The sequence below is a fragment of the Thermogemmatispora tikiterensis genome, assembly GCF_003268475.1.
Lineage (GTDB): Bacteria > Chloroflexota > Ktedonobacteria > Ktedonobacterales > Ktedonobacteraceae > Thermogemmatispora > Thermogemmatispora tikiterensis.
In genome coordinates this window covers 288,570-308,142 of the sequence record NZ_MCIF01000002.1, presented here as the reverse complement: position 1 = coordinate 308,142, position 19,573 = coordinate 288,570, and the positions used below count along the sequence as shown (strand labels likewise).

Below are 19,573 nucleotides of genomic sequence, written 5' to 3'. Positions count from 1 at the left end.
AGAAGAAAGAAGAGCAAAGAGAGCACCCGACCGCTCTGGTGGGTGCTCTTAGATGAGCAGAACGAGCAGGAAAAAAGCCTCAATGAGAGGTGATCGTGACCTGGCTTCCAGAGCTGACCACTTCGATGCTGTAATAGCAGGGAGCTGTCGGCTCAAAGCCGGCGCTTTGCAGCCACAGGTTATTGCCGAAATGGGTCTGGCCGTCAAAGGCGCAGGCAGATCCCCAACCTTTGAGATGCGCCTGGACGGCAACGCCAGCAGGCCGCCGCACCACAATCTCTGCCCCTCCTCCACCCAGCCGGACGGGAATCATCCCCGAGGGCACAGGAAGCTCCACGTGGATTCTGCTGCCGACTCCCCCGATCTCACAGGAGGCCAGTTCAAGGTCACCCAGTTCGGCAATGATGTCTGAACCCCCGCTTTGGACCGTGATATGCCAGGGAATGGTGCGGTTCAGCGTGATCACCGCCTGGCGCTGCTCCCCAGTCAGCATCAGAAAGCGTCGCGGATAGCGGATCGTGACCACGCCGTCTTGAACCGTCACGTTGGGCACCGCTCCCTCAAAACGGGCCTGATAGAGGTCGGTCAAGCCTTCCTCTGTCCGTAAGACCAGCCGGAGACCGGCGGAGACAACAACCAGTCGGCCACGTGAGAGATCAGCCAGGGGAGCAGAGAAGATGTTGCCCTTGTCTGGTGCCACTGCTTGCAACTCGGCCAGTTTCTGACGAGCCAGGGTGTTGCTGCGCTGGAGAAACGCTAAGAGGAGGGCAAGCTCTTCCTCGTCATAACTCGAGACGGCCTCATCCCACATCTCCTCAAGTGAGGCCAGGATCGCGCGAACCTTGTCCAGTGCCTCCTGACCTTGGGCAAGCCGGACAATGACTCTGCGCCCATCGCTCTTGTCACGTTCCCGTTGCACCAGCCCGGACGCCTCCAGACGGTTGAGAACCTTAGCGATGGCCCCACTGGTCATGCCCATCAGCTCGGCCAGCTGACCGGCAGAAGCCTCGCCGGTCAGGTCGAGCAGGTCCAGGACCTGGATGTCTGTGTCAGCCGCCATACCCGTCTGTGTGGCAGCCACCCGGAAGAAAGAGGCGCCCAAACTGCTGCTCTTCCTCAATTCGCGCTTGAGGGCCGCGAACATCTCCGCACGCTTTCCCTGAGAGCCACTTGACACGGTCGGTTCCTCCGTGGTACCTGCTATTGAGATGACTAAGTCACTTAAATTATTTGAGACTGAGTGACTCATTCTTGAAAATGATGCGAATGACCACTGATTTGGTCAGTGGTCAAGCATACCATAGGCCGGTCTTCCCTGTCATGCGGACGGTGCAAACGCCATAGTGGGTCAACTTACGGCGGCAGCTCGCAGTCTTGCGAGGCGTAGAGTCAGCCGTCGAGCCGGGGCGCATTTTCGCTCTGCTTGACTCCAATGGGGCGGGCAAGACGACGCTCATCACGATCCTCAGCACGCTCCTGAGACCCGACAGGGGCACAACCATTGTCTGCGGCTTTGATGTGGTTTCCCAACCAGCCCAGGTGCGGCAATCCATCAGTCTGACCGGGCAGTTTGCCGCTGTCGATGAGCTGTTGACCGGGCGAGAAAACCTGATCATGATCGCCCGGCTTCGGCATCTCCAGCAGCCGCGCCAGGTGGCCGACGAGTTGCTGGCACGCTTCGACCTCAGCGAAGCGGCTAACTGCCAGGTGGCGACCTGTGCAGGAGGAATGCGCCTCCGACTGGACCTGGCCATAAGCCTGGTGGGCACCCCTCCGATCATGTTCCTTGACGAGCCAACCACCGGGCTTGATCCCGAGGGGCGCCTGGAAGTATGGAAAGTGGTCAAAGAGCTGGCTGATGGCGGAAGAACCATCTTCTTGACGACGCAGTACCTGGATGAGGCGGAACAGCTGGCCGACCAGATCGCCATTCTCCACCAGGGCAAGATCATCGCCTGCGGGACGCTCATGGAGCTGAAGCAGCTCTTTCCCCCGGCAAAGGTGGAGTATGTGGAGAAACAACCAACGCTGGAAGAGATCTTTCTCACCATCATTGGCAAAAAGGAGGCCTATTAGATGGAAATGGTATACAAGCAGAATGTCTCGCAGTGCTACTTTTTAGTGATTTAAGCGTGATGCTCGGTCGTTCCCTGTGGTATATCTTCCGCAGTATGGACACGATCATCACGGCAACGGTTACGCCCATCGGACCCTTGTTACTATTCGTCTACGTGTTTGGGGGCACGATTCAAAGCGGGACGGCCAATTATGTCAACTACGTATTGCCACGGATCTTCCTGGTAGCGATTGCGAGCGGGACCTCCTATACCTCTTTGCGTTTGTTCACCGATGTGCAGCGGGGGATCATGGAGCGCTTTCGCTCCATGCCGATTGCCTCCTCCACGCTGTTGTGGGGTCATGTGCTGGCCTCGCTGGTCTTCAATGCGATGTCACTGCTGGTGATCATTCTCGTTGCGCTCCTGATGGGCTTCCGCTCGTCGGTAGGCCTGCTGTCCAGGCTGGCTGTCGTCGCCATCCTGGCCCTGGTGACGCTGGCGTTAACCTGGCTGGCGGTGATTCCGGGATTGACGGCTCGCTCGATCGATGGGGCCGCCGCCTTTGCTTATCCGCTGATCTGCCTGCCGTTTATCAGTTCGGCGCTTGTGCCCACCCGCTCGATGCCACCGGTCGTGCGCGCTTTCGCTGAGAATCAGCCAGGGACGGCGATCGTCAATACGATCCGCGCCTTGCTGGCTGGGACACCTGTCCCTCGTGAGATCTGGCTTGCGCTGGTCTGGTGTGTCGCTCTTCTGTTGGTGGCCTACTTCTTTGCGCTGAGGGTCTACAACAAGCGCGTGCCATAGGCTGCCCGGCTGGTGTGTTCTACGCTTCAGAATAACGACTGTGCTCGTTGCCTGATGAGGACGTCTGTAGAAGTAGCTCCGCTTGAAGGACAAAGGCCTTCTTCCTCAAGAAGGCCCTTTGTGTTCCTCGCGAAGGTGTTTCCGGGGCGGAGGTTCACCGCTGTGCTGGGTGATATAGGCAAGCCAGGCCGCTGCTGAGGCAGTCGGCTGTGGACGCAAGAAGGTCCTCGATGGTGCGGCGGCGCTCGCCGGTTATGCTCTCGATCTCGATAGCGAGCACCTATCTGCTTGTCCGCCCTTCATCTTCTCCTGGCTCTCCTCTCTCTAGCTCCTCTTTTGCTACAACCTGCATGGTGTCTGCTGAGCGGCTGTGCTGATCTGTTCGCTGGCCAGTTCCCGGATCTGCCCGGATCTGCCAGGTACTGCCTGGCGCGGGGGGGTGAACTCCAGGTAGGTCAGCCTGGCATTGCTTGTCTCCCAAAGCGCGTTAAGAGCGCCTGCCTCCGCGCACAGCGTCGCCAGCCTGCTCCTCGCGTGGCTGCCCGTCTCTCAGGCGCGCACAGGGTCTCCTGGGACCCTGTGCATCGTGTTGCTTCCGTTGTAGCATGTAGCAGCTAGCGGTTGCAGCAGGAAGGAAGAAGCCGGGTGGGCACCTGCCTCTGGTTGACATGGGTGATCCTCGGGAAGCTGGCCCCTGGCGCTGTGCTCTTGCCCTGACCAGCTTCCTTGCTCCCAAGATCAGATCCCGGTCGGCCAGCCGAGTCCCCGACGCCTGAACTAAACCCCTACCTGGCACAAGCAGAATCTGGCCAAAGGGATTATACGGATCAGACCAGACTATGGCGAAGCCCTCGCTTGAGGCCTTGACAGGCGAATGCTAAAATGTTAGTATACTAATATGCTAGTATGTGAGAGAGGTGGCCCTGTGGCCCCAAGGGAGCGAATGGGGACTGACCCACCAGCTGCCGGCTGCTGATCGTTGTCGCCAGCTTTGCCGCTGATGCTGGAGTCAGCCGCTCGGCAGACGGAACGCCTTAGTGCTAAGGGCTTCCAATGAAGCTCGGAACCGGAGGTGCTGCCATGACAGTAACCGCGCAGCGAGTGCAAGGACCAGAAGAGTATCTGGCAGCTGCCCAGGAGAAGTTCCTGCAGCGTGCCTATTTGCTTGCCGGTCTCTTCAGCGATCCAGAGATCTTCCGACTGGAAAAGGAGCGCATCTATGCCCGAGCCTGGCATTTTGTCGCGCATGAGTCGGAGATTCCCAGGCCGGGTGACTACGTCGTGCGCTACGTGGCCGATGATCCACTGATCATCGTACGGACGGAGAGCGGTGAAATTCGGGCTCTCTACAACATGTGTCGCCACCGAGGCATGCAGGTCTGTCGGGCAGAAGCGGGCAACGCCGCTTTCTTCCGCTGTCCGTATCATGGCTGGACCTACAAGAACACGGGCGAGCTGATCGGAGTACCCTTCCACCGGGAAGTGTATGGGACCGAGGGACTCCAGCGGGGGGAGTGGCCGCTGATCAGCGTGCGGCTGGAGAGCTATGAGGGGCTCCTCTTCGTCAACCTTGACCCCGAAGCAGTTCCGCTGCGAGAGTATCTAGGAGAAGCGACCTTCTATCTGGACTTCTACCTCAAGAAGAGCACCGCTGGCTTAGAGGTGCGCGGTGCACCCGATCGCTGGATTTTCCCCGCTAACTGGAAACTCGGAGCAGATAACTTCATCGGCGACGCCTACCACACGGCCTTCACTCACCGGAGCACGGTCGAGGTTGGTATCTTGCCAGTCCCCGACGCCAATTTCCACAAGGATGGCCCTCAGGCGATCGTCGGTCCCTGGGCTGGCGGCTACGTTCCCAACCTGCCATATGCGGCACTTTATCCGCATCTGATCGGAGCAATGCGCGCCAATCTCACGCCTGCCCACCATGCCATTATGGATCACGACCTTTGGCAAAGTCACTCTACGCTCTTTCCTAATTTGAGTTTCCTGAACGCGCCGGGCATTATGCCGGGTACACCACCAGTAGCCTACTTCACTATCCGGGTATGGCGACCTCTGGGGCCAGACCGGATGGAAATCTGGAGCTGGTACCTTGTGGAGCGGGATGCCCCAGAGGAGTGGAAAGAAGCCTCGTACCGGGCTTATGTGCTCCAGTTCGGAACCTCTGGTACCCTCGAGCAGGATGACACCGAGAACTGGTCGAGTATCACGAAGGTGGCCAAAGGACAACTAGCCCGGACGATCCCTCTAAATTACCGCATGGGCCTGGACCATCTGCAACCGCTCACCGATTGGCCAGGACCCGGGCAGGCCTATCCGGTAGACTATACGGAGTATGCCCAGCGGCACTTCTGGACGACCTACTTCGAGTGGATGTGTTCCAATAGTCGCTAAGTAGCGGTACACTAGTGAACTCCCCTCTGCAGCGCGGAAGAATGAGCGATAAGGAGAGCATTATGACTGCCGTGACGGAGCCTATCCACCGTGAGATCGAGGCGTTTCTCTACCGTGAAGCTGAACTCCTGGACGCGAGGCAGTACCACGATTGGCTCGCGCTGCTCTCCGAGGATGTGCAGTATGAACTGCCGCAACGGGTAACACGTGAACGCTCCCAGGGGGAGGGGATCCTTGACGGAACTGGCCACTTCTTGGAGAACCAGTGGTCGCTCCGCAAGCGCATCGAACGCCTCGCGACCGAGTACGCCTGGGCTGAAGACCCTCCTTCGCGGACGCGCCATTTCGTCACGAATATCCGCGTCTCCCCTGGAGAGCAGCAGGATGAATTTCTCGTACGCTCCAATGTGCTCGTCTATCGCACACGTGGCGATGACCCGACCTACGATATTCTCAGCGCCGAGCGCTACGACGTGCTCCGCAGGGTTGAAGGCTCTCTGCGCCTTGCCAGGCGGCGGGTTCTCCTCGACCATTCCATTGTGCTGACACGCAACCTGGCGATTTTCCTGTGAGGTGTCCTCATGCCAGCCCATCGCCCTACTGCAGTTACTCCCGTTCCAGACTGGGGGGACCGCGATATTCTCACCGCTGACCCGCCAACGGAGATCGGAAACGAATTTGCGTCTGTCCTGGTGCGCCGCGTCTATACCCGCAATGGGGTCCGGCTCCAAATCATTTCCCCACGTCTCGGGTTCGAAATTCGGCTGGATCCGCTAGAACTGGAAAGTCTGACATGGCAAACACCTGAAACGTTCGCACGGCTTCTCGAACACCCCTATGGCCCTCCGGGCGCCCCACAAGCTACGGGCCATGCGGGTAATGGATTGGAGGATACTCATGGGCCTTCTTGAGGGAAGAACCACCCTCGTTACAGGTGGTGGCTCGGGTATCGGACGGGCCGTCGTCGATGCTTTTGTCCACGAGGGAGCCCGGGCCGTCGTTCTCGATGTGGTGGCAGAACGCATTTCTGACCTGGAACAGGCGCACGGCGATCAGGTGGCAGGGGTGGTCGGCGACGCCACCACCTGGAGCGCAAATCAGAGCGCTGTAGCGCTGGCTCTCGAACGCTACGGTCGGCTTGATTGCCTCGTCTGCTGCGTCGGCATATGGGATTATTTTGCATCAATCCAGACACTGGAACCTGATCAGCTTGATGCAGCTTTTCAGGAGATCATGGATGTCAATGTGAAGAGCTACATGCTTGCAACCAAAGCAGCCTGGGACGCTTTGGTTGAGAGCAATGGTAGCGTCATCTACACATTGTCAAATTCGTCCTTCTACCCGAACGGGGGTGGCCCTCTCTACATAGCCTCCAAGTGGGCAACGCGGGGGCTGGTGATCGAAATGGCCTTCGAGCTGGCCCCGCGGGTCCGAGTAAATGGCGTGGCGCCGGGGGGAACGCTCACCAACTTACGCGGTCTCCGCTCGCTTGGCCAGGAAGGACTACGTCTCCGAGAGACGCCCGGGATTGAGGACTTGATGCGCCAGGGGAACCCGCTGCAGTTGGTTCTCAATCCTGAAGATCATGCTGGGGCCTATCTCTATCTGGCCTCGCCGGAGCTGTCAAGGGGGGTGACAGGAACTGTCATTAATTCGGACGGAGGCCTTGGGGTGCGGGGGATCGCCAGGTTGGCGGGGCTCCTCACGTAAGCGGGGAAGCCTCACTGTACCACCGCCCCATGCCACCACCGGACAGGGCCATGTCAAGTCTCCTTCCCCTGCCTCCAGCAGGGGCCTTCTGGCCGCTGACGTGTAAAAAGGCTAATAAGCCAGGAGAGGAAGCATGAGTTACGCACATCGCCAGGGTATCGCGAAACTGGGGCACATCCATCTCGTGACGCCGGATCTTGACAAGTCGCTCTGGTTCTGGAGCGAAATCGTCGGACTGGAGGAGATTGCTCGCAGCGAGAACGAGGTCTACCTCAGAGCATACGGTGAGTGGGAACACCACAGCCTTGTTCTGAGCAAAGGAGAACAGGCGCGTGTCGATCATGTCGCCTGGCGGACCGAGCGATCTGAAGATGTCGATGCCTATCAGCGTCTTCTTGAAGAGCAGGGGATCAGCTGCCAGGTTGTCAGGCCAGGTGATGAGTTAGGCCAGGGACGTGCCCTGCGCTTCCAGGTGCCGCATGCCGGTCATACCTACGAGCTTTACTTTGACATAGAGAAGCCACAGGCGCCACCTGAGACTCGCTCGACTATGAAAAACATGCCCCACAAGGCCTGGCGGAAAGGGATCTCCCCCGTTCGCATTGATCATGTAAACCTGCAGACGACCCATCAGACCGTCAGCCAGGGGATTCAGTTCCATCTCGATATGCTCGGCTTCCGCCTGCGAGAACATATCCGTCTCCAGGGTCCGGGCACCATCTATGCATGGATGAGTGTCACACCCCTGGTTCATGACGTAGCCCTCGGTGTCGTCTTCGAGCCTCCTGCTGATCCTGTCCCCGCTCGCCTGCACCATGTTGCCTACTGGCTCGATAGCTGGCAGGATGTGCTGCGAGCGAATGATATCCTCGCGGAACACAATATTAAGATCGACCTGGGTCCAGGTCGTCACGGCATCTCTCGCGCTTTCTTTACCTATGTCCGCGATCCAGGCAGTGGCCATCGACTCGAAATCTTTTCCGGGAGCTATCTGATTTTCGATCCAGACTGGCAGTCTATTGAATGGACCGAAGAGGACTACATCGACGGACTGATCTGGTGGGGTGAGCAGCGCCCGATCAATCAGATGGGGTCTATGGCGCTCACTACTCCGGCTTAGGGGGAACGGCGTGTACGACCGGGATGATGAGCGCAGTAAACACAACACGGTTGGGATGCTCACCATCCGCCTTTTGATCTGATTCGCTATACAGCTGGAAGCTGGAAGAAAGGAGAGCCAGAATATGCCGGTTCAGGAGCAGTGGATCCAGACTGGCGCGATCACAACCCACTCTTGGATTGGGGGCGATCCGGCTAACCCGGCCCTTGTCCTCTTGCATGGGGCCGGTCCGGGAGCCTCGGCTGCCGCCAATTGGGAGCGTATTCTTCCCGATCTCGCCGGCGATTTTTACGTCATCGCGCCCGACCTGGTGGGGTTCGGCGAAACGTCGCTTCCACGTCGCCCCTGGCCCCGCGGTTGGACAGCCTGGATGGGGCTGCGTGTTGAGCAGGTCTTGGGACTCCTCGACGCTCTCCAGGTTCATAACGCGCACCTCATCGGTAACTCGATGGGGGGGTATTTGGCTCTGCAGCTGCTGATCGAGGTGCCAGAACGCTTCGGCCCGTCCCTGCTCATGGGCCCAGCTGGGGGGGCATTCACACCTGGGCCGGAACTGGCCCTGATGCGCTCCTTCTCAACGGATCTGCGGCCAGCACGCCTCAAGCAGGTCTTCCGGGCCTTCTTGTACTCGGACGAGGCTATTCCTGACCTGGATGAACTCGTGGAGCGCCGCTATGCTCTGGCAGCACAGCCGGAGGCCCTGGAGGCCTACGAGGCGATGATGGTTGACGGCCCAACCCCACTACCTCCTGCCCTGCTCAGCCGAATCCGGCATCCGATTCTGATTTTGCATGGACGCTTTGACCGCATCGTGCCGCTCGAAAGCAGTATCTGGCTCCTCCAGCACCTGCAAGCTGCCGAACTCAAGGTTTACGATCGTTGCGGACATTGGATACAGCTGGAACGCTGGGAGGCTATGCAGGCTGACATCCGGGCCTTCTTGCAACACCCCATGACGGCAGCTCGCCGGCATGAGGCGGAACGAACAGAAGCCAGCCCGGCATAGTAGCACCGCTCACAAGACTGGCTCATAGTTCGCCAGCGCTCGGCTCAGGAGTGCAGCGCGCTGGGCCCTTCGAGGGGAATAACACATCAGTCTCCGGCAGCTGAGGCAACACCAGGAACCCGCTGCTGACCCCGGGTCCTCTATCCCGGAGGCGGGGCGGGTTCCTCGTCGCTCTTGGTTAGCCCTGGCAGAAATACTAATGTTCGGGTTGCAGCCCGTCTTTGCTCACCTGCCCGAATCATCCTATGATGGCAACAACTCAGCTCTGCTCATTTGCTAGAATGCTTATGATACTCGCGAAAGCTGGAGGATGTATGCAGAGGATGCGCCAGCCACAGGAACAACCACAATCTGTGAATTCCCGTAGCCGGAAACGCGATCGGGCCTATCAGTTTCTTAAGCAGCTGCTCCTCGAAGGTGAACTTCAACCCGGCGTTGCCCTCGATGTGAACGCAATTGCCTCAGAACTGGCAATGAGCCGAACTCCCGTTCTGGAGGCGATCTCACTCCTTGAGCGCGAAGGCTTCCTTTCTGTCGTCCCCCAGGTTGGGGTGTTCGTTCGAATCACTCCATCGGAAGAGACATATCAGCGTATGATTGCAAGAGCTGCCCTTGAGGGAGTTCTCGCAGCTCGCGCGGCCCAACAGATCGATCCGAGGACGCTGGCCGAGCTTCAATCGCTCCTGGAGCAGATGGATGAACAATCATCCGACTCACTCACCTATGGTGCACTCAATCGCGATTTCCACCGACTCATCCACCAGGCAGCCTGCCTGCCTGTGATCAGAGACTTGATCGACCAGCTTTGGGATACGCTCGAATATACAGGTTACTCGAAACAGCTCTTCACAAGCCGCCAGGCCTCCCAGCGGGAACACAAGGCCATCTTTGCTGCGCTCTGTGCTCATGATCCGCACCGCGCACGGACACTTATGGAGCAGCATGTGCTGCGTGTTGCCGAGCTTTTCGCTCCCACGGAGCCTCTAGCCTCCTCGAAACCAGCCACCCAGCAGCTCACGAGACAGACTCGTCACCCAGACTGACCCCGCGTTGCATCGCCGGTGGCAACCGTGCTGATCAGTCCGCAGACAGTAAGCCGCTGCGGGATTTTGGCGACACAGACCAGGGCATAGGGGCTGCCAGCGGAGAAGCCTGCCCCGCCAAGCCCTTGAGGTTCTGGTGATCAGCGACTACAATGACATCATCAGGCCAGGCGAGCAGGCGATAGCCAGGTTGTGGGTCGGAGCAACCGCACCAGGTCGGTCGAGGGCGATCAGTCTCACCCCTGCCTGCTCCGCTTGGGTGACCAGCAGGCCCACGTCCAGGCGTGAACTGCCCGAGCCATGACAAGATATGATGGGAAAGGCATCGTCCCGCCCAACCACAGCAATGCCCACGCGGTGCCCATCGCACAGCTGAACAGTGAAATCCCTGAACCTCACGGCGTCCCCTTTGTTCCCGCCTCTCGCCCGCGAATCGCTCGGGGGGAGCGCTGATCGTTATGCCCCCTCTCATCGCGAGAGATTCCTCAGAAAGAAAGCATCTCGGGGGGCACCCTCTCTGCTCCATGCTACTTACAAGCGGGGCGCTCAGCAAGCCAGCTGATCTGGTCCGCTCTGCAACGCCGCGGCTGCTCAGCTGGCTGAGCAGCCGCGGCGTCCCTGGTTACTGCGCTTCGCATCCTCCGTGCTCGTCATACATCAGGTGTTAGAAATTGCTGCCCTACGGCTGGAGCTGTCCCTTCTCAGTTTCAGAGGCCGAGGGTAGCTCGGAGAAGCTGCCTCCGTGATTAAGGGAGCGACGCAAGTGCACAGCTCTCGGCTGCAGCGAGCGGAGATCTGTGGCTTCGTCTTGCAGCTTGAGCGGATCTACGGGGATCTGCGCCCGTATTAGTGGTATAGTTCGCAAAATATCCTTTCCTCTGTTGATACTAATCACTGCCATAACCTTGCCTTCTTGCATATAGAAGGCAGTAAATTTGTGCTCGTTGAGCTTTCCTCGCACCACGAGCTGATCCCAGGCACAGGGGAAGCCAGCGTACTGCACATTATACTTGTACTGGTCAGACCAGAACCAGTGGACCTCCTGATAGGGTTCCCGCCTGCCTAACATGTTTAGAGCAGCGGCTCTGCCCTGAGAGATGGCATTCTGCCAGTGCTCCACCCGCATCTTTTTACCTACCACGGGGTGGAAGTGATTAGCGACATCACCGGCAGCGTAGATGTCTGGCACCTGAGTCTGGCAATATTGATTAACAACGATACCGTTTTCTATCTGTACTTCGCTTCCTTCCACCAGCTCTGTGACAGGTTCAACCCCCACGCCGATAATGACAAAGTCACAGTCGATCCGCCGGCCACTGCTGGTGACGACACACTGCACTCGCTGAGATGCCTCGAAAGCGACAATTGTCTCTTCAAAGAGAAAGCGCACGCCATGTTCGCGATGAATCTCTTCAAATACTTTCCCTATTTTCTCACCGACGACGCGGTACAAAGGGGTCTTATAGGCTTCTATGGCTACGACCTCGATACCGCTTTGGCGCAGCGATGCCGCTACTTCGCAGCCAATGAAGCCCATACCAACCAGCACTGCGCGCTGACCGCTGCGGCAGGCTTGACGGATAGCATCAGCCTCTTCTATGGTGCGGAGGTAGTAGATCCCTTCAAGTGTAGCCCCGGGGACCCTCAGCTTCCGATTGCGCACACCGGTGGCAATGAGCAATTTATCATAGGCAATCGTGGGTCGAACGCAGTTCGCTCGCGCCAGCTCCACGACCTTTTCGTAGGGATTTACTCGTACAGCTTTCACCCCAAGCAGTGTTTGAATGTGATTTTCAACATAGAACCTGCTATTGTGTATAAATAGATCATCAATAGGTTTTTGGCCGAGCAAATAATCTTTTGATAGAGGTGGTCGTTCATAGGGTAGATGAGATTCGGCCCCGATCAGCATGATCTCCCCATCGAAGCCCTCATGTCTGAGAGTCACTGCTGCAGAGACCCCTGCCTGGCCCGCTCCTATGATGAGAAATCGCTGTTTCATTGACGATTGCCTCCTTCCAACTTCTGTTCCAAAGGGGTTATCACATACTTGTCTTTCAGAGAAAGCGCCTTTCTGCTTTCCTCGTCTCCCCAGACAGATGGACAGGCTGGCGGCAAAGCCCTTCCCTCAATCGAGCCTGTCTCGTGGCAGAGGCTCCTTGGAGGGCTCCTTGTCTGATGCTTGAGCTAGCGAACGAACGAACAAGTACGTAGGGCAAGCAGAACCAGACGTGTGTGGTTCTCCTGGTTCTCTCCAGGGTTGCAAGAGCTGCGCATGATCCTGCAGCTCTTGCAACGAGATCAATAAGGGCTGTCGGTTTTCACTATTGAAAGTGCTCCAGTGCCTCTCTTGTCTCTGCTCTGACCAGGTCCGAGGGATCACGCAGCAACTTTTCTGCCTCGCCTCTCTGTCCGAGGCGGAGCAGGGCCCAGGATGCAGTAGCACGGATCACAGGGGCCGGATCAGCTGCTGCCTGTTTGACCAGCGGTGCATAGACCTGCTCCCCAGTGTTGGCCAGGACGATCAAAGCATTACGGGCAATTTGCACGCGCCCGAGGCGCTCAAACGCGCTCTGCCTGTACTTGAGGGCAAAGTCCCGTGTCGAAAGGAGCAGGGCATCACAAAGGTCTGGGTGAGCCAGCTCTGGGTCCACGCTGAATCCCTTCCACCATTGGGGGAGCCGCTCGGTCTTCCAATTCCACGGGCAAACGTCCTGACAGACGTCGCAGCCAAGCAGCCAGTTGCCGATAGCAGGCCGGAATGCCAGCGGGATGACCCCCTGGTAGCTTGTTGTCCAGTAGGAGATACAGAGCCGCAAGTCAACGCGCCGGTCTCCCAGGAGAGCCCCAGTCGGGCACGAACTGAGGCACCTGCGGCACTCTCCGCACCGGTCGGGGTGCGAGGGAGGAGGGAAGCGATCCAGAGCAATGTCGGTAAGCAGGCAGGTGAGCGTCACGCGCGTCCCAAAGTCTGTACTATTGGGCATCGCATTATATCCCCTCCAGAAGCGGCCAGAGAGAACAGCATAGAGGTTCAAGGGCAAAGGTCCTTGCTCGACATAGTCGCGAACACGCACCCCTAACCGGCTGGCTACTTCCTTCAGGGCTGCAATGTGAGGCTCTAGCAGGCGCTTGAGCAGAAAAGGATCTGGCTCGCGCACCCAGAACTTGCGTGCCACCTGCCCGATCCGTACTCCCCCCGAGGGGGGGCCGGGATCGGGGTAGGTATGAGGGGCGGCCAGGATCATCACGCTGCTGGCCCAGGCGAAGCGGAGACGCGGGTCTAGACGCACCTCCAGCGCCCGGGCAAGCTGCCCAAGGCCCGCGTGGCGCCCTTCAGCCACCCACTGCTGGTAGCTCTGCTTCCACTCTCCCGGCAGCTCGATCGGAGCCCAGGCCACGAGAAAGCCACGGGCCTCTGCTGCCATCTGCAACTCAAGAGCGCGCCTATCCGTCAGATAAGCCCAGGGCGCGCTCACTGCGGGGGACAGGTCCATCTCTTGAAGCACCCTCCTTTAGACCTTCTGCTGAGAGGTCAAAGAAAAAGAGGCGCAGGCGACCGCGAGGAGTTCCCAGGACCTGCTGAAAGATCGTCTCGGCTGCATCTGCGAAGGCTCGCCTCTGCTCAGCCGAAAGAGCTTTTTGGCCCGCATAGAGCACTTCAAGCATTGGCATGGTCTCTCCTCCCTCCCTTCCTCTCTCTCAAGGAGCGATGAGTACTTTAAGTACTTCCTGCTCTTTATTGTTGAAAATTCTAAAAGCGTCGCTGACCTCATCCAGCCGGAAGCGATGAGAGAACAGTCTGGAGGGGTCAATTACTCCTGTCAGGATTAATCGCTGAGCTTCCCACATAAAGGGTTGCACGTTAGCAAAGCCATTCATGTGGAGCGAGAGGTCTCGTAAGAACACATCGGCGAGATTCAAATTGAACTGGTTGTCTGGGAAAACGCCGATAGCGGCGATCGTTCCGCCGGGGCGGGCCAGGTCGAGTGAGAGCTGCAGGCTTGCTGGCGTGCCGACCACCTCAATCACCTTGTCTACTCCTCTCCCGTCGGTGGCCTCCTTGACCTGTTGGAGTCCTTGCTCGTCGGGCGACAGGGAAGTGACGCCATATGTTTTCTGCGCGTAGGCCCGTCGGTAGGGCACAGGATCAAAGGCAAAGACGAGTCCGGGGCCACGTTTTAAAGCCAGCTCAAGGCTCATCAGGCCCGTTGGACCCAGGCCCACCACCGCCAGGCTTTCGCCGGGTTGGAGATCCGCTAACCGATTGGCTATGACTGCCGAGGGGAGATTGCATGAGAGCGTCAGTGCCTGCTCGTCGGAAAGCCCGGGGGCTACCTTCATCGCGTGGGCATCTGCAAAAGGAATCAGTAGATATTCAGCCTGGCAGCCGTTGAGATCGCCGAAGGCCGTGCCGAAACCATAGACCGCTTTCTGCGTTGTCAGGCAGTGCGCTGTCTGTCCTACGCGACACATGTAGCACTCTCCACAGGAAGCGGAGTAAGCCATAGTCACCCGATCTCCCGGCTTGAAGGCCCCCACAGCCGAGCCTACCTCGACGACCTCTCCCGAGAGTTCATGGCCGAGCCGGGAACTGCCCCGCTTCATAATGCCGTCAAGTGTTCCTCGCCAGATATGGAGGTCAGAGCCGCATATGGAAGTGGCGCGCACACGGACCACCATAGCGTGAGGATCGGTGAGGGCCGGTCGAGGGACCTCGTCTATCCGAACATCCTGTGGACCATAATAGACAGCAGCCTTCATAGTCGCTGACATTGTCAAACCCTCCTTGTCACTCGTAGCGTTGCCCAGGGCTACCAGGCCGTATCTGGCAAGATCTGCGTTCCAATGCGCCCGCAGGCGAAGCTGTACGCTGCCAGAATGATCCGTCTCAGGACTGCCAGATCGCGCTGATCACGGGGAGCGTAAAGGATCAGGCTCTGAGGCGGAATAGCTCCAGCCATATACCGGGCCAGGGGGTGAACACTTCCCCAGCCCTTGTCCAGCACTTTTTGGCCCCACGCTGGTTCCAGCAGAAGATGGACACTGCCATCCGCACGAACAATGGCGAATGTTTTCCCGCGGATAAATGCCTCTGGCTTTCCTTTGGCCAGATGTTCTGCCAGTACGAGGGCCTGGGCAGCTGGCGGTAAGTCCGATGACTCTAACGAGACCCCTTCCAGCTTTGCCAGCCATCGCAAGAACTGCTCCCGTATCCTGGGTGGGGCCCAATGATTATCCTGCAGGCAAGGATAGCGCGGATTAATCAATGGCCTTTCGCCCTGCCTGACGGGGAGGCGACGCAGGCTTGGGGGAAGATAGCCATAGCTGCTCTTCATGTCCGTCACCACCGGGCTGCTCTGGTCCTCCTGTGAGGGAGTTACCTGGCAGTTCGCTCGCATACACGGGTCCCCTTTGGCGCAGAGTGCGAGCGAACTGCCAAGACCCAGCGCTTACAGCGAGAGCTGACACTCCTTCAGGAAGTCCTGGAGACGCTGACCAACGGCCTGTACCACTGCCTTCTTTTCCAGCGGGTGCGGGGCCCAGCTGAAGAATGTGGCGAGGCCTTCCACGGCCCGGTGAGCGGCAGGGGCCCACTTTGCCACCCAGCCATTGAGGGTGGTGCGCAGCTCTGGCTTCCGCTCAAGAGCGTAGAGTACGAGGGCCCGCGCGGTGTCCTGGTGACGCTTCTGATCCAGCGCGAAATCATCAGCCATGAGGGCCAGCAGGTCATCGCCGTTGAGACGGGCCAGCGTCCCAAGCTGCTCATTAAAGAAGGCATCATAGACCGGCTTTGTCACCAGGGCCAGGGCGGTGAAAGCCTCACCCCAGTCGTAGGCGATCAGCAGCTTTTCGAGTAGCTCGCGTGCAGGCTGCCAGGCGGGGGTCGTTTCCCAAATTGCTCTGGTTTTCTGGCTATCAGCGAGCTCCTGATAGTGGGCCAGAGAGAGCGCTTTCGCGACATAGGCCGAGCGCTGGACACGGCGCATCTCATCGGCCCCTTGGAAGTGAAAGGCTACTGTAATATAGGAGGAAGGAGCCATCTGGCTGACGTAGAGAGAGACCATCTGCAGCACGTGACCAGCGAAACGGCTGGGGAGATACAGGTGTTCCAGAAAGCACACCCAATCAGGCTTCAGTAAAGCAAAGTGATCTCTGCGCTCAAATTCATCGATAAGGTTATCCAGGTACAGTTCACGCTCGCGCTGTCGCTGGATGTAGGCCCGATAAGTCAGGCGCGCAGGGTCTCTGAAGCCCTCCCAGTCGTCTACCTGGAACGGGGAGCCTTCTCGATAGCGAAGATACCAGCGATTGAGGGGCATGTCAGGGTCCAGCTCAAACGGGGCTGGCGCGCGCCGAAAATGATAATTCAGACGATGAGTGACGATTTCATACTCGCTGGGCTTACGCTGCTCGGTGTAGAGGCTCCAGCTCCTCTGACGTCTCTGCTGTCTGGTGGATGGCGATGAGGATGTCATGGCTCAGCTCCTCGCTCAAGGTAGAAAATCAACTCTTCCTCTCCGACTATTTGCATGCGCCCGCCAAAGCTAGAAAGGTATGGCTCCAGCTCTGCCAGTCTGAACGGTCTTCCCAGTACTTCCTCCAGGCTTTTTCGGCTCAGGCGGAGTCGCTGAGGGGCAGCGATGCGAAAATAGCCCTCGCGGTCCTCTGTCTGGAGCGCTACGCCAGGATTGTCAATCTCTGCTGCTTCCAGGACCGTTTCGAACATAGCCCGGTCGTTGAGCACTGGGCCTACGAGGTGTTCGCGACTCACCAATTTTTACTCCTCTCTGCAGCGATGGTAACGCTGCCTGCTCTCGCTGCCTGTCGGATAGCCGATGAGAATCGTTGAGCCGTCCAACCTGACGCTGTAGCGGTAGAGGGTACATCCCTCGGGATTAATCCCGCAACCACTTCGAGCGTGGAACTGCCAATGGTGACCGGAGCAGGTTAACGTCTCGGTGTCAAGATCCAGCTCCCCTTCGACAAGCGGATATTCCTGATGGGGGCAGACGCCCTGGAATGCTACGATTTCGCCACCAGAGAGATGCATCAGAAGAACAGGCTGCCCATCTACCTCTACCTCTAGCATCTCTCCCTCCCAAAGCTCATCGAGGGTTGCCACCTCGATCCAGGTCAGCGTCGCCTCATCCATCGGCATAGCGTACCTCCACAAAATCCATTGGGCTGAGGGGGACGTCTGCCACCTTCTTCTCCGGGTCCAGGACCTTGCCCTGAAAGATCACCTGCATGGGGGACTGGCGTGGGGCCACGCGCAGCCCTACAGCGTGCGCTGCCACTTTCTGAGCCACGGTTGCGATGGTATCGCTATCCTCAACTGGCACAAGCTGCACCACAAAATCTTCACGAAACGCTGCTGTGAGTGGAATCAGAGCCACAGTATCGCTCTCCTTTCTACTCTACTACCAGCCAGCTGAACGTAGATCTATCTGATGAAGGGGTGGGGAGAGGGTGGGCGGCTGGCTGAGACCATACCATGCCACCCTCCCCCTTGGAGGACAGGAGGAGAACACTAGCGTGTTCCTGCCAGCACTGGATCGCGGGCCCAGGCGAAATCGTCGGCGTCTCGCCCTCCCACGAGGTGAGGCCCGCCCATGTAGGCCAGCGCTCCTTCCAGGGTGGGAGGTTGAATCTCGCCTGCCAGAAAACGATCTACCACCGTCTTGTGCCCGGCATAGCGGCCCGGGTTCTGGTCAAAGATCCATTTGCACGGCTCGGAACAGAAGAGATAGCGTCTGCCGCCATACTCAGTGACGTAGGGATCCAGCTCCTGCTGTCTTCCAGGATTAGCGGGGGTAATAATAGGAATCTGGCAGAGGTTGCAGATGATCGGCAAGGTCTGGGGCAGGGTCTTGGTGATTTCCCCCTTCCTGGCATTCTCGGTAATCACGTCCCACCGCTTGCCCCAGGTGTCGTTCCAGCCAGGATACTTGGCCTCCAGCCAGTCGCGCTCAGCCGGCCCTACACCGGCATCAGGATTCCACCAGACCGTCGGACGCCAGAACCAGACTCCCAGGTGGAGACCATGATGGTACCAGTCTAGCTCGTCAATAAAAGTATTCCAGTACCAGGGGGTATCCATGCCCAGGTCACGGAACTGGTCCATGAATTGCTTGATAATCCACTCCTCCATGAACTCCTTAAAGGACATGGAGCGATGCTCCAACGGCGTGTAGTAATCCATGGAGAGGCCAGTGAGCAGGCAGAAGATACGCCAGCTGCGCCAGAACATGACGTCGACCAGGCGCTGGGCCTCGGCCTTCTTGCCGTTCCTGACCAGGATCTTGAGGGTAGGCTCACCTTGCTGCGCGTGACGAGCCTCATCGGTCTGAATGCTGGAGATCAGGGCCCCGAACTCCACATCGCCGACATGCATGGCGTCGGCTGCCATGCCCAGAAATTGGAGATTGGTAAACCCTGTCTCGAAGGTGAAGGTGAGCTGGATCGCCGTACCGAGAGCGTGATTGGCTGTGAACATATCGTCGAAGAGATGACGCGCGGCGATAGCTCCCCACTCGTTGGTGTGGAAAGCCTTGTGTGCCCAGTCAAACTGGGGGTTTTTCCCCAGTAGCTCATGCGGGAAAAAGAGCTGGATCTGGCCGTGGCGGGTCTCGTCCAGCGTGCCAAACGTTGCCATGTTTCTCCAGGCGGCTGCGCGGCCAAAGCGGGCCATGCGCGCTTCCCCGAAAGATGCCTGGTACTCGGGAATCGCAATGGCTCCATAGTGAGCAGCGATGGCTGCCTTCCAGCCCGCATCTACCTGGTCAAAGAGATGCGAGCGAGCGATCGCGCTTTTGACAGAGTAGGACATCGTGTCCTTCTCTGCCTGGTTCTGCATATACTCGCGGTAAGTGAGCTTGTATGGCTCATCCCACTTCCACCATTCAGCTGGCGGAATGCCGTAGTCGTCCCCAGCCAGCTCTGGCGGAAAAGCCTCCTTCTCGCTGACGTAGGTGAGACGCCAGTTCATATCTCTGGTCAGGTCATAGTAGTCTGGACGACTCAATTTGGGCATCGTTCCTTACCTCCTTGGTCTCCTCATGGGGCAAGATCAGCCTCGAATGTGCCAGGTCTGGGGGTAGCTCAGGGGGATGAGGAGAGGGATAGGTCCCCCTGAGCTATGGATTCGAACAAGATAAGGCTCTAGCTGGCGGCCTGGCTCAGGGCAGCTGCCACTTCTGGCGACGGAGTGCCATAGAGGAAGTACTCAGCGGGCAGCGGGGAGCCATACCAGATGATCCCCTTGGCCAGATCCTTCTCATGCCAGGTGATCGGCTTCCAGGCCGGGTCAAAGATCAGGTAGCCCGCATCCCCAAACAGCTCCACCCGATTGCCCCCCGGCTCGAAGACATACATAAAGTAGGCCTGGCTGATGCCATGCTTGCCCGGCCCGGCCTCGATCTGGATG

20 protein-coding genes and 2 pseudogenes are annotated in these 19,573 nt (G+C 58.5%); 9 read left to right on the top strand and 13 right to left on the bottom strand.

Annotated features, from left to right (window positions below):
• Positions 1-79: 79 nt before the first annotated feature.
• Positions 80-1,177, bottom strand: a complete 1,098-nt coding sequence (locus A4R35_RS01445; RefSeq protein WP_223258138.1) for a MarR family winged helix-turn-helix transcriptional regulator — start codon at positions 1,175-1,177, stop codon at positions 80-82.
• A 197-nt stretch (positions 1,178-1,374) separates the two neighbouring features.
• Here A4R35_RS01445 and A4R35_RS01440 point away from each other — a divergent pair, with 197 nt between their 5' ends.
• The 9 genes and pseudogenes from A4R35_RS01440 to A4R35_RS01400 all read left to right on the top strand — a co-directional run bounded on the left by A4R35_RS01440 (position 1,375) and on the right by A4R35_RS01400 (position 10,143).
• Positions 1,375-2,076, top strand: coding sequence for an ABC transporter ATP-binding protein (locus A4R35_RS01440; protein WP_112425855.1), 702 nt, complete (start codon positions 1,375-1,377; stop codon positions 2,074-2,076).
• 59 nt (positions 2,077-2,135) lie between these two features.
• A complete protein-coding gene (locus A4R35_RS01435; RefSeq protein ID WP_112433922.1) occupies positions 2,136-2,864 on the top strand; it encodes an ABC transporter permease in 729 nt (242 codons plus the stop codon).
• Positions 2,865-3,944: 1,080 nt separating this feature from the next.
• Positions 3,945-5,264, top strand: a complete 1,320-nt coding sequence (locus A4R35_RS01430; RefSeq protein ID WP_189361204.1) for an aromatic ring-hydroxylating dioxygenase subunit alpha — start codon at positions 3,945-3,947, stop codon at positions 5,262-5,264.
• Between the two features lie 62 nt (positions 5,265-5,326).
• Positions 5,327-5,836, top strand: coding sequence for a 3-phenylpropionate/cinnamic acid dioxygenase subunit beta (locus A4R35_RS01425; RefSeq protein ID WP_112425851.1), 510 nt, complete (start codon positions 5,327-5,329; stop codon positions 5,834-5,836).
• Positions 5,837-6,161: 325 nt separating this feature from the next.
• On the top strand, positions 6,162-6,974 hold the full coding sequence (hcaB, locus tag A4R35_RS01415; RefSeq protein WP_112425849.1) for a 3-(cis-5,6-dihydroxycyclohexa-1,3-dien-1-yl)propanoate dehydrogenase: 813 nt from the start codon (positions 6,162-6,164) through the stop codon (positions 6,972-6,974).
• A 133-nt stretch (positions 6,975-7,107) separates the two neighbouring features.
• On the top strand, positions 7,108-8,094 hold the full coding sequence (locus tag A4R35_RS01410) for a VOC family protein (RefSeq protein WP_112425847.1): 987 nt from the start codon (positions 7,108-7,110) through the stop codon (positions 8,092-8,094).
• Positions 8,095-8,218: 124 nt separating this feature from the next.
• Positions 8,219-9,100, top strand: coding sequence for an alpha/beta fold hydrolase (locus A4R35_RS01405; RefSeq protein ID WP_112425845.1), 882 nt, complete (start codon positions 8,219-8,221; stop codon positions 9,098-9,100).
• A 245-nt stretch (positions 9,101-9,345) separates the two neighbouring features.
• Positions 9,346-9,648 (top strand): annotated as a pseudogene (locus A4R35_RS25180) (GntR family transcriptional regulator); the annotation flags it as partial.
• Positions 9,649-9,693: 45 nt separating this feature from the next.
• The gene (locus A4R35_RS01400) at positions 9,694-10,143 is read left to right on the top strand and encodes a GntR family transcriptional regulator (RefSeq protein ID WP_223258486.1); all 450 of its coding nucleotides are present in this window, start codon (positions 9,694-9,696) and stop codon (positions 10,141-10,143) included.
• Between the two features lie 147 nt (positions 10,144-10,290).
• Here A4R35_RS01400 and A4R35_RS01395 read toward each other — a convergent pair whose 3' ends face one another.
• The 12 genes and pseudogenes from A4R35_RS01395 to A4R35_RS01340 form a co-directional block, all read right to left on the bottom strand.
• Positions 10,291-10,542 carry a hypothetical protein gene (locus tag A4R35_RS01395; RefSeq protein WP_112425841.1) on the bottom strand — a complete coding sequence of 84 codons (252 nt, stop codon included), beginning with the start codon at positions 10,540-10,542 and terminating at the stop codon, positions 10,291-10,293.
• A gap of 280 nt (positions 10,543-10,822) precedes the next feature.
• Entirely contained in the window at positions 10,823-12,145 is a 1,323-nt protein-coding gene (locus tag A4R35_RS01390; protein ID WP_112425839.1) for an NAD(P)/FAD-dependent oxidoreductase, read from the bottom strand.
• A gap of 322 nt (positions 12,146-12,467) precedes the next feature.
• Positions 12,468-13,640: an epoxyqueuosine reductase gene (locus tag A4R35_RS01385; RefSeq protein ID WP_112425837.1), complete on the bottom strand. Its 1,173-nt coding sequence runs from the start codon at positions 13,638-13,640 to the stop codon at positions 12,468-12,470.
• Positions 13,591-13,812, bottom strand: a complete 222-nt coding sequence (locus tag A4R35_RS25175; RefSeq protein ID WP_112425835.1) for a hypothetical protein — start codon at positions 13,810-13,812, stop codon at positions 13,591-13,593. Before A4R35_RS25175 ends, A4R35_RS01385 begins: the two co-directional genes overlap by 50 nt.
• Before the next feature lie 33 nt (positions 13,813-13,845).
• Positions 13,846-14,919 carry an alcohol dehydrogenase gene (locus A4R35_RS01375; protein ID WP_223258137.1) on the bottom strand — a complete coding sequence of 358 codons (1,074 nt, stop codon included), beginning with the start codon at positions 14,917-14,919 and terminating at the stop codon, positions 13,846-13,848.
• A 38-nt stretch (positions 14,920-14,957) separates the two neighbouring features.
• Positions 14,958-15,545, bottom strand: a complete 588-nt coding sequence (locus A4R35_RS01370; protein WP_146747077.1) for a luciferase domain-containing protein — start codon at positions 15,543-15,545, stop codon at positions 14,958-14,960.
• A gap of 51 nt (positions 15,546-15,596) precedes the next feature.
• Positions 15,597-16,622, bottom strand: coding sequence for an aromatic/alkene monooxygenase hydroxylase subunit beta (locus tag A4R35_RS01365; RefSeq protein ID WP_112425831.1), 1,026 nt, complete (start codon positions 16,620-16,622; stop codon positions 15,597-15,599).
• The gene (locus A4R35_RS01360) at positions 16,619-16,918 is read right to left on the bottom strand and encodes an MmoB/DmpM family protein (RefSeq protein ID WP_223258136.1); all 300 of its coding nucleotides are present in this window, start codon (positions 16,916-16,918) and stop codon (positions 16,619-16,621) included. Before A4R35_RS01360 ends, A4R35_RS01365 begins: the two co-directional genes overlap by 4 nt.
• A gap of 6 nt (positions 16,919-16,924) precedes the next feature.
• A complete protein-coding gene (locus A4R35_RS01355) occupies positions 16,925-17,305 on the bottom strand; it encodes a Rieske 2Fe-2S domain-containing protein (protein ID WP_223258135.1) in 381 nt (126 codons plus the stop codon).
• Positions 17,292-17,543: a toluene-4-monooxygenase system B family protein gene (locus A4R35_RS01350; RefSeq protein ID WP_112425827.1), complete on the bottom strand. Its 252-nt coding sequence runs from the start codon at positions 17,541-17,543 to the stop codon at positions 17,292-17,294. The genes A4R35_RS01355 and A4R35_RS01350 overlap by 14 nt, the downstream gene beginning before the upstream one ends.
• Positions 17,544-17,677: 134 nt before the next feature.
• Positions 17,678-19,180, bottom strand: coding sequence for an aromatic/alkene/methane monooxygenase hydroxylase/oxygenase subunit alpha (locus A4R35_RS01345; RefSeq protein ID WP_112425825.1), 1,503 nt, complete (start codon positions 19,178-19,180; stop codon positions 17,678-17,680).
• Between the two features lie 128 nt (positions 19,181-19,308).
• Positions 19,309-19,573 (bottom strand): annotated as a pseudogene (locus A4R35_RS01340) (catechol 2,3-dioxygenase); the annotation flags it as partial.